The following is a 14,319-nucleotide window of genomic DNA, read 5'->3' as shown; positions in this document are numbered from 1 at the left end:
GTAGCTATAAGCATGAATATTATTAATATATAGAAAGAAGACCATTTGCATTCAAGCGCAGTTAACTTTCCTGTGATGGCGATCACATATCCAAATTTGGAGATTAATAAATAATGGATAAAGACAAAGCCTTAGCGATAGCACTTGGACAAATAGAAAAAAACTATGGGAAAGGCTCAGTAATGAAGCTAGGGCAACGACCAGCCGTAGATATTGAAGCTGTGTCCACCGGTTCTCTTGGTCTTGATCTTGCGCTTGGTATTGGTGGATTACCAAAAGGTAGAATTATCGAAATATTCGGCCCAGAAAGCTCAGGAAAAACTACTCTAACATTACATGCCATTGCAGAAGCACAAAAAAAAGGTGGAATCTGCGCTTTTATTGATGCAGAACATGCGCTAGACCCAGCTTATGCAAAAAAACTTGGAGTTAATATTGACGAACTTATTATTTCTCAGCCTGATACCGGAGAGCAAGCTTTAGAAATAGCTGATACTTTAGTGCGATCAGGAGCAATCGATATGCTGGTAATAGATAGCGTTGCTGCTCTAGTACCAAAAGCAGAGATTGAAGGTGAAATGGGTGATTCACATATGGGACTGCAAGCAAGGCTTATGAGTCAGGCTCTACGTAAACTCACCGCTTCAATATCAAAGACTAATTGCATTATCATCTTCATCAATCAAATCAGAATGAAGATAGGGGTGATGTTCGGTAGTCCTGAAACTACCACTGGCGGCAATGCTCTCAAATTTTACGCATCAGTTCGACTAGACATTCGTAGAACTGGATCTATTAAAGATAAAGAGGAAGTAGTAGGCAGCCAAACACGGGTTAAAGTTGTAAAAAACAAAGTAGCTCCGCCATTTAAGTCAGTTGATTTTGATATTATGTATGGGTCTGGTATCTCAAAAGAAGGAGAAATCATTGATATTGGAGTGAAAATGGAATTAATTGAAAAGTCTGGTGCTTGGTTTTCTTATAATAATATCAGAATCGGTCAAGGACGCGAAAATGTCAAACAGTACTTTAAGGAACATCCAACGATATTTAATGAGATTGAACAAAAGATTCGTCAAAAATCTACCAACCTCACCGATATCAGCATAACTACTAATCTGGATATGGAGAGCACAGATTATGATTGATTTAACCGGTCAGGTAGCCTTGATTACCGGAGCTAGTGGTAGTATAGGTGGAGCTATTGCGACGACGATACATCAACTAGGGGGGCATGTAATTATCAGTGGCAGCAATATGCCAAAACTGATCGCACTTGGTGATAGCTTAAAAGATCGCTATACTATAAAAACTTGTAATCTAGCAAATGCCGACGAATGTAACAATTTACTACATGACATAGAACAACTGGATATATTAGTATGTAACGCTGGTATTACTCAGGATACATTAGCAATTAAAATGACTAATGAAATGTTCGATGCCGTTATTGACCTTAATTTAAAAGCAAGTTTTATTTTAAATAGAGAAGCAATTAAAAAAATGCTCAAAGCTCGTTATGGACGCATCATTAATATTGCATCTGTTGTAGCAGTTACTGGTAATCCTGGTCAGGTAAATTACTGTGCTTCAAAAGCCGGTTTAATTGGCATGACTAAAGCTCTAGCGCTTGAAGTGGCTACTCGTGGAATCACAGTAAATGCTGTGGCACCAGGATTTATAAAATCGAACATGACCGACAAACTAAATGACCAACAAAAAGATGCTATTATGCAAAAAATACCTTTAAAAACATTAGGTACAGCTAATGATGTAGCCAATGCTGTTGCTTTTCTTGCTAGCAAGGAATCAAGGTACATTACTGGACAAACCATTCACGTAAATGGAGGGATGATAATGGTATAATTATTTAAATTATTTATTTTCTCTAGCACAAAACGTTTTTTTATGCTAAAAGTTCTGAATTATTGTGCTCCTAGGTAAAGAATTTTTGAGATAATATTTTTGTTGAATTAAAAGATGATATTCTAGGCCGATTTATGAATTAGCGCCTATTTATGATCCAGCAAAAATGTAATTTTAGCTATAGTTTATGAAGAGCAATATAAACGATTATGAGGTTTATTATGAATGACCATGACATCGAACAAAAAATTATCAAGATTGCAGCTGAAACATTAAAAATAGATGTAAGTAAAATTACATCCGAGTCGCATTTTGTTGATGATTTAAGCGCAGATAGTTTAGATCAAGTAGAATTGATGATGGCAATAGAAGCAGCGTTTAATTGTGATATACCAGACGAAGAAGCTGGTAAAATCACCACAATTGCAGATGCTGTTGGTTATGTAAAACAAAAAATAAATAGTTAGTAATTAAGTTAATTAATATTTAGAATAAATAATATACTTAAATAATTTAAAAAATAAAATCACTTTCGAAATTATATTATTTAAAGATATTTTGATATGTCAGAACGAAGAGTTGTTATTACCGGAATTGGCCTTGTCACCCCACTAGGCATTAATGTGGACACTTCCTGGTCAGCTATTCTACAAGGAAAAAGTGGCGTAAAGAAAATCACAAAATTTGATACTTCTTATTCCTCATGTAAGATAGCTGGTCTAGTTGATGATAACTCTTCAGATGGTTTTAACCCGGAACGAGTGATTCCAGCACGTGATGTACGTAAAATGGATGTGTTTATCCAATATGGTATCGACGCAGCTGTGCAAGCAGTTGAAGATAGTGGCTGGAAACCTGAAGATGAAATCTCTCGTGATCGAACCGGGCTTATTCTAGGCTCTGGCATTGGTGGTCTCAAAATGATTGAAGAAACTGCTATCGCTTTTCATCAATCATCCAATAAGAAAGTAAGTCCTTATTTTATTCCCGCTTCTTTAATCAATTTGCTATCTGGTCATGTTGCTATCAAATATGGGTTTACCGGACCAAATCATGCCGTAGTTACTGCATGCTCTACTGGAGCCAATGCCATAGGTGATGCATCCCGTATCATTAAGTATGGCGATGCAGATGTTATGGTTGCCGGTGGTGCCGAAGCACCAATTACTCCAATTGGCCTAGCTGGCTTTGCGGCAGCTAAAGCTTTGTCTACTAGATACAATGACACTCCAGAAATAGCTTCCAGACCTTGGGATCAGGATCGAGATGGCTTTATTATGGGCGAAGGAGCTGGAGTGGTAGTGCTGGAAGAATATGCTCATGCAAAAGCTCGCGGTGCAAAAATTTATGCTGAGGTAATTGGTTATGGGTTAACTGGAGATGCTCATCACATTACCTCTCCTCATCCCGAAGGAAGAGGAGCTTATCGTGCAATGAGCAACGCTTTAAATGATGCAAAAATTGATCCTTCTATGATTGATTATATCAATGCTCATGGCACTTCAACACCACTTGGAGACGCTATTGAGCTTGCTGCTGTAGAAAGATTATTTACAAATTATAGCAACAAGCTATTAATGTCGTCTACTAAATCAGCAACCGGTCATCTATTAGGCGCTGCTGGTAGTGTAGAATTAATATTTTCAATTCTCAGTATGCGAGATCAAATAGCTCCACCCACTCTAAACTTACATAATTCAATAACAACTCAAATAGATTTAGTCCCGATTGTTGCTAAACCTACAAAAATTAATTATGTATTATCAAACTCTTTTGGTTTTGGTGGTACTAATGCAAGTTTAGTAATAAAAAAGCTATAACTATAATAACTTCTTTCAAGTATGTATACTGCACAATACCTGCGAATTGGATTCTAAAATGAGGAGTGAGCTTTGGTACGTAGATTACTACTTTGAGGAGCCCTGCTCTCGAAATTTTAGAAAACCAATTCTTGAAAGATGAGCAGTATATGTCTCTGCAAAAAGTCAAAGGTACTTACAAAACCAATTATAATTTAAAACATTTAACCTGGTTTAAAGCTGGTGGGTCTGCTAAATTATTTTTTAAACCTTTTGATAGAGATGATTTAATAGAGTTTCTAGTACCTAATCAAAATAGGTTACCAATTACTGTAATAGGAGCAGGTTCTAATATTATCATTAGAGATGGTGGCATAGATGGGGTAGTAATTAAACTTGGTGGCAATTTTTCCAATATAGAATTTGATTACTATAATCTTACTGTAGGTGGCGGCTGCTTAAATTTTAATCTAGCAAAATTTTGTCAGGCAAACGCTATTACTGGCTTTGAGTTTTTAATCGGCATACCTGGTACCATTGGTGGTGGCGTAATAATGAATGCTGGGGCTTATGGTGCAGAATTTAAAGATATTCTCCTTAATATTGAAGCAATCACTCATAAAGGAGAAATAGTAATGCTTAGTCAGCAAGATATTAATTTCACATATCGGCGTAGTAATTTACCTCAGGATTTAATTATTACCAAGGCTGTCTTTCGTGCTCCCCTTGGTAATAAAGATAAAATCACCACAACAATGGCAGAAATTAATGCTAAAAGAACGGCTACCCAACCAATAAAAGAACGTACTAGCGGCAGTACTTTTATCAATCCAGCTCCTCATAAAGCTTGGGAATTGATTGATCAGTCAGGACTACGTGGTTATAGAATTGGAGATGCCGGTATATCTAATTTGCATTGTAATTTCATGATTAATCATGGTAATGCTTCAGCGCAAGATTTAGAAACACTTGGGGAATTTGTTCGAGAGACGGTATTAACAAAAACCGGCATTCTACTGGAATGGGAAATTAAAAGAATAGGAAAAGTCTAAAAAATTAGGAGCATGTAATATATGCATAAATATAAAACTATATTTATTGAAAATTCTATAGTTACTGCTCAAAACGAGCATGGGAAAAAGCATATTGTGGTAGTAGGCGGCGGCATGTCTGCTGAACGTGAAGTGTCCTTAGTATCTTCCAAAGCAGTGATAAAAGCTCTTATTGACAATGGATATCAAGTTACTTTTGTTGATATGGGTGCAGATATTGCGCTCAAACTTACACAAATTAAACCAGATGTCGTTTATAATTGCTTGCACGGTACTTATGGCGAGGATGGATGTTTACCGGGATTATTGAATATTATGCGTATTCCTTATACTCATAGCGGTTTATTATCATCAGCTCTTGCTTTGAACAAACTTAAGTCAAAAGAGTTGTTTATTGCGAATAATATTAAGACCGCAGAAAGCATTATTGTTAATAGATCTGATAATATCAAGCACGACCCTTTACCACGCCCCTTTGTGATAAAACCACTAGCACAAGGCTCAAGTATTGGGGTTGAAGTTATTTTTGCTTCTGATTCCTTTAACTTTGCTGATTATGATTTTCCATATGGAGATCAAGTAATGATTGAGAAATATATTTCAGGACGCGAATTACAAATTGCACTGTTAAATGGTAAAGCTTTTGGAGTATTGGAACTTAAATTTTTAAAACGACGATTTTATGATTACGACACTAAATATACAGAAGGGTTTGCTGAGCACATACTGCCAGCATTAATTTCAGATAAAATTTATCATTACTTACTGAATACTGCAGAAGCTGCTAATAGTATTATAGGATGTAAAGGGTTAGTACGAGCAGAATTTATCTACAACCAAGAATCAGATGAATGTTTTATACTTGAACTCAACACTCACCCTGGAATGACTCCACTTTCTATCTGTCCGGAAATACTCGCATGGCATGGTATAAGCTTTAATCAGCTGATAGAAGAATTAATTAAGACTGCAAATTATGAATTATAGATTTCCTAAGAATGAAGCAACTTACTAAAAGAAATAGGAAAAAACAAAACATTCCTCTACGTCGTAAAATAGCTATTATTTATACGCGGCTGACAATAATTGTTAGAATACTAATTGGCATCTTCTTTTATCTAATTTTTTTTACTGGATATCTACCTTACTTACGACATGAGATTGCTGATAATATTTACGAATTCACTGCTGATTTAGGATTTACTCTTGAAAATGTTTTAATAGAAGGACAACATAATACTTCTTCATCTGATATTTTGTCAGCACTTAATGCTGACAAAGGAACGCCTATAGCGTCGATTGATTTAAAAAAAGTGCAAGATAATTTAGAACGTAACCGATGGATTAAAACAATAATAGTAGAACGTAGACTACCATCTACTATTTATATTGCTATACTTGAACGAATACCTATTGCTATTTGGCAAAATAACAAACAATTATTTTTAATCGATGATGAAGGATTTGTAATTACTGACCAGCATATAGATAATTTTAATAATTTATTACATGTGGTTGGGGTTGATGCCAATATTTATACTAATAAATTACTAGAAGATATCGCACAGCATCCTGAGTTTTCGACAAAAATCGTATCAGCTGTACGTTATGGTGAGCGTAGATGGAATCTTAACTTACAGCAAGATATTATAGTAAAGATGCCAGAAGCTGGCTTTGATCAAGCTTTTAATTATTTAGCAGAACTATATAAAGCACAAAAACTCTTCGATCAAAATTATAAAATTATTGATCTACGTGATCACACTAAATATTATATTGAAAAGCACTAAACTGTGCGCGTTCACGATTTTTAAGTTTGAATGTTAGTATACTACATACAAGGTTGCCGTCACGAGCTGATATATCACCAGAATTTGAAAGTGCTGAAATGCGCTATACATCGTCTGAGCTGAGGAGTAGCCTTTAGGTTACGACGAAGCAATCCAGAAAGATTGACACAGTAAAAGCTGTGTCACTGTTATGATTTTTTCTGGATTGCTTCGTCATGTGCTTACGCACATTCCTCGCAATGACAGGCTTTTTGAGTGTTTTTTTAAACACTTCAAATTCGTGGGGATATATCAGGTCACGAGGAGCCGTTAGGATCCAGTTGCAGCTTGAGTAAGGGGAAGCACTTGAAAAGACTAGACTGCTTCGATTTTCAACAAAATCTATGACGATCTTTTCTAAAAACCGTGAACAACGCTCACATTATATATAACCCTTGCTTTTTTGCTATTGCTTAAAAAAAAGCACTCGCAGCAACACAACCTATTGCTGCGAGTGCTAAAATAAATAATTATATCTGTTCAATCTGTTGTAATTCACCACCCAACTCAATCAAGTCACGGTCAATCCAGTGATTCTCTATCAATACCTCATGTAACTTAGAATCACTATAACCATATTCTTTATCAGTTTTGATTATTTTCGCTTTCATAGCTTTAGCAACAGGAAGTTGTTCTACATAGTCAAAAAAACTGAGCAACTTATTATCATTAGTGTACGCTGTGGTTTTATACTTTAATACTGGACCCAACTTCTTCATAAAAGCAGCCTGATTCACAAATGATGAAAAATCATTTGTGGCTTTTACAAAATCACCTGCAAGCTTCACTAATTTTTTAGAAGCTTGCTCACTGATTTCCTCTATATTTCCCTGGTTTAATTTCATATTACCAGGATTAATCTCTAATATATTTAGAACTTGCTTATCCTTTGCTGGTAAGTTTTGTGGATTCTGTGCTACTTTTTGTAATTCCTCCGCAATATACTGCTTAAATTCTATAGCTTTCTTATCAGCAACATTTTTATCCACGGAAAGAAGCTTTCGATACATCATCATATCTTTAATTTTAGGCAAGATCTGCTCAGCAATAACACTCTCTTTCCAATCATTCTTTGCTTCTTCTACTGATGGAGCTAATAATTTGTAACCACTCTCAACAAACATTTTTATAGAGTTAGTAAATTTACTTTTTGCATCAAACAAAATCTTTACAACTGGTGAAGCAAGCCATATTTGCATGTACTTTACTTGCTCAGGCTCAAATACTACTTCCTGACCACGTAATTCTTTTAATAGTGATGAAAGTTTTTTAGACAAATCAGGTATTTGATCGATATTATGATTTAACCAATTATTAACAGTATAAGGCTGTAAAAAACCTGTGCCAGCTTTTACTTGATAACCCATAATGCCAAGATGCTCAAATAAAGACACTGGTGCTTTATTAAACTGTGATAAATCTGATATTCCTTCAAGATATTCATCACTTCTGGCTTTCACACATTTTACTAACTCAGTTTTATGTTCTTTTACAAAATTTTTAAATTCTTTAGCAGGAGCCTTCATAAATAGTTGTACAAATTCATCAGCACTATTTATAGACTGCTTTAATATTTCTATAGGCAAGCAGATCTTTTTCGCAAGCTTAGCATTATAAACTTGTTGTTCATAATTATCTGGGCGCTTACCAATACTGCTATCATACTTCGCATTCTCCATTAAATGCCCCCACATTTCTGGCAAAATAGGAATTTCCGTGATTCCAAATTTTGCACAGCATTTCAGCACTTCACTGAGTTTAGAATTTGAAACATAGCCATGAGTGGTCTCAATTAATTTTACATTATGAGTTGGACCTCCTAACTGATCAATTGGTGTAAATACAGCGTGACGTACTACACCATCATTAAGATTAATATCAATATTAATCTTATTTGCCTCTCCGGTAATAAGCTGAACCATAACTGGTTCAGTTAGTGTAATATTATAAATACCAATTCGTACTGGTTGATTTACTTTATCTAGATCTAATGTTACTGGAGCCACATCTATTTCTTCTGGAACAACAGGACCGGCATATAAAAGAAACCCAGTACCAGTCAGCATTTTATAAAATTCCTCTTTACTTAAACTATTCACCAATTTTTTAATATCTTGTGCGTTATACTGAGGCTGGAATAACATAGTTACAAACTCTACATCTAACTGTGCATTATGTTCCTGACTATTCTCTTGCATTTCCTGATATTGACTTTTCATATTTTATTACCATAAAATTATTTATATTTCATATATATCAAATATCTTTTATAAATCAAATGATTTTTTTACTTCACTTACTTTTTTGTTAAAGTGCTGACAATTCCTCGCAAGGTTTGTAATTCAGTATTAGATAAATTCTCAATTCGATAAAAAAGATTCATAATATTTCTTGTCATTTGTGGTCGTTTTTGTGCTACCTTAAAAAAATCTTTTTTATCCAATTCAGTAAATAAATGTGCAAAAAAATAATCCATCTGTTCTTTAGTAGCCAAAAGCTGTGTATTAACTAAATCTGTACGCTCTTGCAACTTAAATAGTTCATAACAAATTATTATCACTGCCTGAGCAATATTTAATGAACTAAAATTATGATTAGTGTCAATAGTAATAATTTTATTGGCTATTGTAATTTCCTGATTAGTCAGACCACAATTTTCTCTGCCAAACATAATTCCTACTTTCAGCTGTATTGGGTAATGATTAGGCAATTCCTTGGATAATATATAGCTCTTATTCATATCTCTGGGTGCAGAAGTTGTAGCATATACATATTCTAAATCAGCAATACTACTTGCCAAATCATCATATATTTTTGCCTTTGATAATATATCAATAGCCGCAACTGCCATGCTGCTGGCTTTATCATTTGGCCAACCATCACGAGGAGCAACAATCCGCAAATTCGTTAAGCCAAAATTTTTCATGGCTCGTGCAGTAGCACCGATATTTTCTCCCATTTGCGGAGCTACTAAAATAATCACCGGATTATTCATAGATTATTTTCAAAAGACATGATTTTCTCGAACAAAGAGTTTTGTTGTAATCGATTCTGTAATACCTCAAAATCAACTATATCTGCATCCTGATCCTGACAAGCACAAGCGAATATATAATTTCGCTCGTCTGATACTGGTTGAATACATTGGCCGCAGATCCCCTTCATCATACATTGCATTGAAGAATTGATACTACATATCAATTTACAGCTGGAACCAAACAGCTCATTTTTGATGTTACGTACCGCCAACATCATACTGCTTGAGCCAATACAAATTATGCGATCAACACAATCAACAATATTGTTGCTCTTTTTAGCATGATATTCTCGTAATCCATCAATGATTGTACCCTTAATACTAACATCATCTACTCTATTAGCAGTTAAAATATCATTCTCACAGCACCATATAACCATATTGCTAGCCTCCTCTATTCTTTCTGCATAAAAACGATCAGCCTCATTCTTATAACCAGCAATATAAGTAACATTACAACCATTAGCCCTTAAAGCCTGACCGACAGAGAATAATACTGCATTACCTAAACCACCTCCAATAAGCACGACGTTACTATTCTTAATAATTTCAGTAGGTAATCCTGTCGGTCCCATTAATGATACCTTATCTCCAGCTTTTATGAACTTACATAGACTACTGGAACGACCTACAGCTAAAATAATCAGGGAAATAAGACCTTTTGTTAAATCTACATAGGCACCAGTAAGTGCCAGAGGTTCAAAAGCTTTAGTTGGCTCTATAGTAAAATTTTGTAAACGAAAAAATTGCCCGGGACAAAAATTTCGAGCAGCTGCTGGTGCATGAATAATTAGTTCTACGATATTATTTGCCAAGATATTAACTTGCGATACTTTACTCAATAAAATATTATCTAAATATGATATGAATTTTTGATAATCACCGCTAAAACTCGGCAATAATTGTTGTAAACTACTGGTTACATGTGCATAGCCATATTTGCTGCTGGCAAGAGCCCTAACCACACTACCAGCAAACTCCGGATTACAATCACCAAAATAGCTATATTTATTTGATTTAATTAATATATCACTATCTATATAATCTCCCGTCCCAATCGCAATTAACATTGTTTTTACTGGGACATCAATATACGGCTGTTCAAATTCCACAGACTGTAAATAATTATACTGATCAAGATTAACTTTAACTGGCTTCATCTGCTCGCGAAATTTTACCCCAGCAGCCATAGAATGTATTAATTCTTCATAGTTTAATTTGTAAGCCGCAGCATCATTTAAACTACCACGATAATAGACGGTAACTCCACCCAAAGAATCTAAAATATTTTGTACTTCAGCTTGCGATCTAGCTGTTCTAAATAGCTGTGCATGGGTGATAAACTCGTGCGCTACCAGCCTATCTTCAATAGTCCAATTTTGCTCTATCACCTCAATGCTAAATTGCTCATTAAGTTGCTCATATTTTCTAAGAAACTTTTCTACCTGCAATGGATAATAATTTAAAGCCTCAACTGCAGCATCAATTGCTGTTAAACCACAACCAATTACTGCTACTGGCATTCTTATCATCAAGTTAGTCAGACTATCTTGATGGTAAGCACCGCCAGCTTGTAAAGTCATCAAGAAATCAGCAGCGGTTTTTACACCGACAGCCAAACCGTTTTCTAGTGTTAAAATTTTTGGTGCTCCAGCTCCTACACACAAAGCTATATGATCAAATCCGTAAGCAAACGCCTGCTCTCCGGTAATATTACTGCCAAATCTTACTCCACCATATGCTTTAAAATTACTTCTACGCTCTAGTATTAGCCGCAAAATAATCAAATTATTTTTATCCCATCTTGCAGTAATACCATATTCCGCTACTCCACCAAAACCTTGTGGCAAGCGCTCGGATAAGTTTTGAGTATACAATTGCCAATTCTTAATTGGTAATTGTGGGTCGAACTGCAGTGGCATAATTTTCTGACCATCAATAGCAGTAACGTTATGACCATCATTTAATAAATAATGAGCAAGACTAAAGCCCGCAGGGCCAAGCCCCACCACCAACACATTATATCCTGTTGGTACTTTCGGTAAAAAACTATCAAGCTTTAACGGATTCCAGCGAGTTAATAACAGGTATATTTCTAACCCATATGGTAGTGCAAGCACTGTTTGTAAAATATCGGTTTCAATAACAGGTATATTTACCGCCTCTTGTTTCTGATAGATACAAGCTTTACTACAATCATTACAAATTCGGTGACCAGTAGCAGCAACCATCGGATTATCAATAATAATTACCGCAAGAGCAGCCAGGTTAAGACCATGCGCTTTTAGGTAATTCATCTCAGAGATTTTTTGTTTTAACGGACAACCGTCTTGTGGAGCCTTAACTTGAGTTTTATTATATAAACCTTTAGAGCAGGAATCTTTCCCCTGTTTATGGCAATAGATACAATAATGTGCATTATTCAGCGCATTATCCAAAGTTAATTCGGTATTAGTATAATCAAACCCAGTACGTATATGCTTTTTATATTGAGCTATTCTATCTTGATCAATTAGCTGTGCTTGATTTACCGATTTTGGTAATTGAAATAATATATGTTCATTGTTGGTATGAACCATCCAAGCTGCATACTGCGCCGCAATATCAAGTGCATCAACATATTCTTCTTGGTCTAAAAGCCATTCATTAACATGAATAGCAAATGTAATTGGCGTCAGTTCAGCTCCTATTAATTGATCAAGCACATTGGTAACATGGACAATATCAATAGAATTAATACTGGCTTTTGGATATTTTTTAATAGCAAAACGTTGAATAAATTTTCTTTTACACTGATAGATACTATCAAATTTTTCATGCTCCTGCCTTGATTTGATAATTTCCGGTTCAACAAAAAATAGCTGAGCCAAAAAATTATCCAGAATCAGGGCAAGGTCTAAGAGCAAATTTGAGTATTCTAATTCATCAAAATAAGGATAGGACTGAGCATTAGACTTATTTATTGTACGTAAATGACAAAGCTTCTGATATACCTCGCTATCATGCTCTTTTAAAAATTCTAAAAAGACCTGATCCAGCTTGTGTAACTTTACTAAACTAGATAAATGATCAAAAATAAAGCCAAAAGCTAGTCGCACTGTATATAATGTGTTAAAGATTACAAAAGAAAACTATAAAATGGTTAAAGTAAACTAAACTCTAATCCACTTCATTAAGGTTCAACTGATTTCCAGTTATCTCAACAGGCATTGGCTCATCAATAAAATTATTGTCACGGGTTTGGAATAATAAAGTTTTAATATACTCCGCTGCATTTTCTTCATCCTGGAAGGCCTGCTTCCATTTTTCTGCCATTAACGCTGCCAGTTCAGAATGAACAGTTACTACGTCCTGTTTACAAGCAAAGCCGACACCATCAATCTTTATTGAATATCCTTGTTCCTGTAAATGATATTTTTTAAACACTTCATTAGCTTCACGCTGAGCCGCTATTGTCATCCGCTCAATATAAGGATTATTAGTCTGAAATAAAATTATAAATTCTTTTTGCGCACCATAAGTTCCTTGCAAAATCTGTTTTACTAAAAACTCTACCGTCTCACGAACTGTTGTTGCTGTAGTTGGACGTTGAGATTCAAGTAAATCAGTATCAATGATCTCAAAACTAGTATCTAAATCTATATATTTTTTAAATAAGTCCTGAGCCATCGTAGTTTCAGTTAACTTACGCTCTTCTTCATCCGCATAATTAGGATAAAGCCGCCCTGGCAACCTACCAGCAGGACAATCTTCTTTAGTTTTATATTGAATGAGTGGCTGCGATTCATTTAATTTAATTCCCGTTTGCTCAGCTAGATACTGTATATATTTCGCTCCTTCCTGTACTGCTTCTTCTTTATCACCAGCGGTAACTAATACATCAATATTATCAATATTTAGTGATTTTGTTGTATCAAAGATATTTTTTAACTTATAAGACATACCGTCTATATTTGCCCACAACTCTCTGCCACCAGCTAGAATTAATGTACCATTTTTAATGGTAATTCCCATTTGTTCTAAAAGATATTGATAATCCTCCAGCCTAGCTAATAATCCTGGTCGTGACGCTCCGGTGACCCAGACCATATCGTATTTTTTGAATTCCGGTAACTTTCTATTGATCAGCCCAAGCAGCGTTGCTTCTTTGATATATTCATGATGGAAAACTTCCATCCAATTTTGCTTAATTAATTCATTGCGTTCTTGCCCCTTATCTCGATTAAAAGCATGTTGAGAAATATATAATAATAAATCCATCCACTGCTTACTATCAAGAGGTATCATGGTAAAATATTGATATAATAGGTCTGGTTGAAATTTTGCATAATTTTTTTGATTAGCTGACGCATGTTTAATAGCATGCGTTAACTCAAAGAATGCTTCCCTTTTGTTAGTTATACTTTGAACGTGATTAACATCTTGCCATAACCTCTCTGGAGTAAGGTATCCGGCCATATAAAAAATACGCAAGATAGCTTCTTCTTGCTGCTTAACTGTTATTAATTGCTCTTCAATTTGTCGATCCTTAAAACCTAGCTTTAAGAAAGCATTACCAAACTGAACTGATTGCTGTGCTAATTGATATGCATACGAGTATGGATTAAACACCATAAAAACTAAAGGAAAAGAACACAAAAGATATTTATATGAGAATGGATTATACCATAGTGATGGAAGAAAATTTTTCTTTTTCATTTCTTTAATCCTTTAATAAGATTATGTCATTACATATG

At 34.9% G+C, this 14,319-nt stretch carries 11 protein-coding genes; 7 read left to right on the top strand and 4 right to left on the bottom strand.

Going from position 1 to position 14,319, the window contains the following annotated elements:
- The first annotated feature begins 113 nt into the window (after nucleotides 1-113).
- From recA to R2I74_RS00025, 7 genes are all read left to right on the top strand, one after another.
- Nucleotides 114-1,148: a recombinase RecA gene (gene recA, locus R2I74_RS00055; protein ID WP_316352993.1), complete on the top strand. Its 1,035-nt coding sequence runs from the start codon at nucleotides 114-116 to the stop codon at nucleotides 1,146-1,148.
- A complete protein-coding gene (gene fabG / locus R2I74_RS00050) occupies nucleotides 1,141-1,866 on the top strand; it encodes a 3-oxoacyl-ACP reductase FabG (RefSeq protein ID WP_316352992.1) in 726 nt (241 codons plus the stop codon). Before recA ends, fabG begins: the two co-directional genes overlap by 8 nt.
- 209 nt (nucleotides 1,867-2,075) lie before the next feature.
- Nucleotides 2,076-2,333: an acyl carrier protein gene (acpP, locus tag R2I74_RS00045; RefSeq protein ID WP_316352991.1), complete on the top strand. Its 258-nt coding sequence runs from the start codon at nucleotides 2,076-2,078 to the stop codon at nucleotides 2,331-2,333.
- 96 nt (nucleotides 2,334-2,429) lie between these two features.
- Nucleotides 2,430-3,686: a beta-ketoacyl-ACP synthase II gene (gene fabF / locus R2I74_RS00040; protein WP_316352989.1), complete on the top strand. Its 1,257-nt coding sequence runs from the start codon at nucleotides 2,430-2,432 to the stop codon at nucleotides 3,684-3,686.
- A 149-nt stretch (nucleotides 3,687-3,835) separates the two neighbouring features.
- Complete coding sequence (murB, locus tag R2I74_RS00035; RefSeq protein WP_316352987.1) at nucleotides 3,836-4,717, top strand: UDP-N-acetylmuramate dehydrogenase; 882 nt, start codon at nucleotides 3,836-3,838, stop codon at nucleotides 4,715-4,717.
- A 21-nt stretch (nucleotides 4,718-4,738) separates the two neighbouring features.
- Nucleotides 4,739-5,704 carry a D-alanine--D-alanine ligase gene (locus R2I74_RS00030; protein ID WP_316352986.1) on the top strand — a complete coding sequence of 322 codons (966 nt, stop codon included), beginning with the start codon at nucleotides 4,739-4,741 and terminating at the stop codon, nucleotides 5,702-5,704.
- An 11-nt stretch (nucleotides 5,705-5,715) separates the two neighbouring features.
- Nucleotides 5,716-6,507, top strand: coding sequence for a cell division protein FtsQ/DivIB (locus R2I74_RS00025; protein ID WP_316352984.1), 792 nt, complete (start codon nucleotides 5,716-5,718; stop codon nucleotides 6,505-6,507).
- A 509-nt stretch (nucleotides 6,508-7,016) separates the two neighbouring features.
- Here R2I74_RS00025 and R2I74_RS00020 read toward each other — a convergent pair.
- The 4 genes from R2I74_RS00020 to R2I74_RS00005 form a co-directional block, all read right to left on the bottom strand.
- Nucleotides 7,017-8,765, bottom strand: a complete 1,749-nt coding sequence (locus R2I74_RS00020) for a hypothetical protein (protein WP_316352983.1) — start codon at nucleotides 8,763-8,765, stop codon at nucleotides 7,017-7,019.
- Nucleotides 8,766-8,842: 77 nt separating this feature from the next.
- Nucleotides 8,843-9,541, bottom strand: coding sequence for an RNA methyltransferase (locus R2I74_RS00015; RefSeq protein ID WP_316352980.1), 699 nt, complete (start codon nucleotides 9,539-9,541; stop codon nucleotides 8,843-8,845).
- A complete protein-coding gene (locus R2I74_RS00010; protein WP_316352977.1) occupies nucleotides 9,538-12,681 on the bottom strand; it encodes an FAD-dependent oxidoreductase in 3,144 nt (1,047 codons plus the stop codon). The genes R2I74_RS00015 and R2I74_RS00010 overlap by 4 nt, the downstream gene beginning before the upstream one ends.
- A gap of 61 nt (nucleotides 12,682-12,742) precedes the next feature.
- Nucleotides 12,743-14,281 carry a hypothetical protein gene (locus tag R2I74_RS00005; RefSeq protein ID WP_316352975.1) on the bottom strand — a complete coding sequence of 513 codons (1,539 nt, stop codon included), beginning with the start codon at nucleotides 14,279-14,281 and terminating at the stop codon, nucleotides 12,743-12,745.
- Nucleotides 14,282-14,319 lie beyond the last annotated feature (38 nt).

Origin of the sequence: Candidatus Trichorickettsia mobilis (assembly GCF_963422225.1) — a bacterium.
Taxonomy (GTDB): Bacteria; Pseudomonadota; Alphaproteobacteria; order Rickettsiales; family Rickettsiaceae; genus Trichorickettsia; species Trichorickettsia mobilis_B.
This window is presented reverse-complemented; position numbering and strand designations above follow the sequence as displayed.

Excerpts from the sequence above, each read along its gene's own strand:
- recA (WP_316352993.1), top strand. The coding sequence starts at position 114 with ATGGATAAAGACAAAGCCTTAGCGATAGCACTTGGACAAATAGAAAAA.
- R2I74_RS00025 (WP_316352984.1), top strand. The coding sequence starts at position 5,716 with ATGAAGCAACTTACTAAAAGAAATAGGAAAAAACAAAACATTCCTCTA.
- murB (WP_316352987.1), top strand. The coding sequence starts at position 3,836 with ATGTCTCTGCAAAAAGTCAAAGGTACTTACAAAACCAATTATAATTTA.
- acpP (WP_316352991.1), top strand. The coding sequence starts at position 2,076 with ATGAGGTTTATTATGAATGACCATGACATCGAACAAAAAATTATCAAG.
- R2I74_RS00020 (WP_316352983.1), bottom strand. The coding sequence starts at position 8,765 with ATGAAAAGTCAATATCAGGAAATGCAAGAGAATAGTCAGGAACATAAT.
- R2I74_RS00005 (WP_316352975.1), bottom strand. The coding sequence starts at position 14,281 with ATGAAAAAGAAAAATTTTCTTCCATCACTATGGTATAATCCATTCTCA.
- fabF (WP_316352989.1), top strand. The coding sequence starts at position 2,430 with ATGTCAGAACGAAGAGTTGTTATTACCGGAATTGGCCTTGTCACCCCA.
- fabG (WP_316352992.1), top strand. The coding sequence starts at position 1,141 with ATGATTGATTTAACCGGTCAGGTAGCCTTGATTACCGGAGCTAGTGGT.
- R2I74_RS00030 (WP_316352986.1), top strand. The coding sequence starts at position 4,739 with ATGCATAAATATAAAACTATATTTATTGAAAATTCTATAGTTACTGCT.
- R2I74_RS00015 (WP_316352980.1), bottom strand. The coding sequence starts at position 9,541 with ATGAATAATCCGGTGATTATTTTAGTAGCTCCGCAAATGGGAGAAAAT.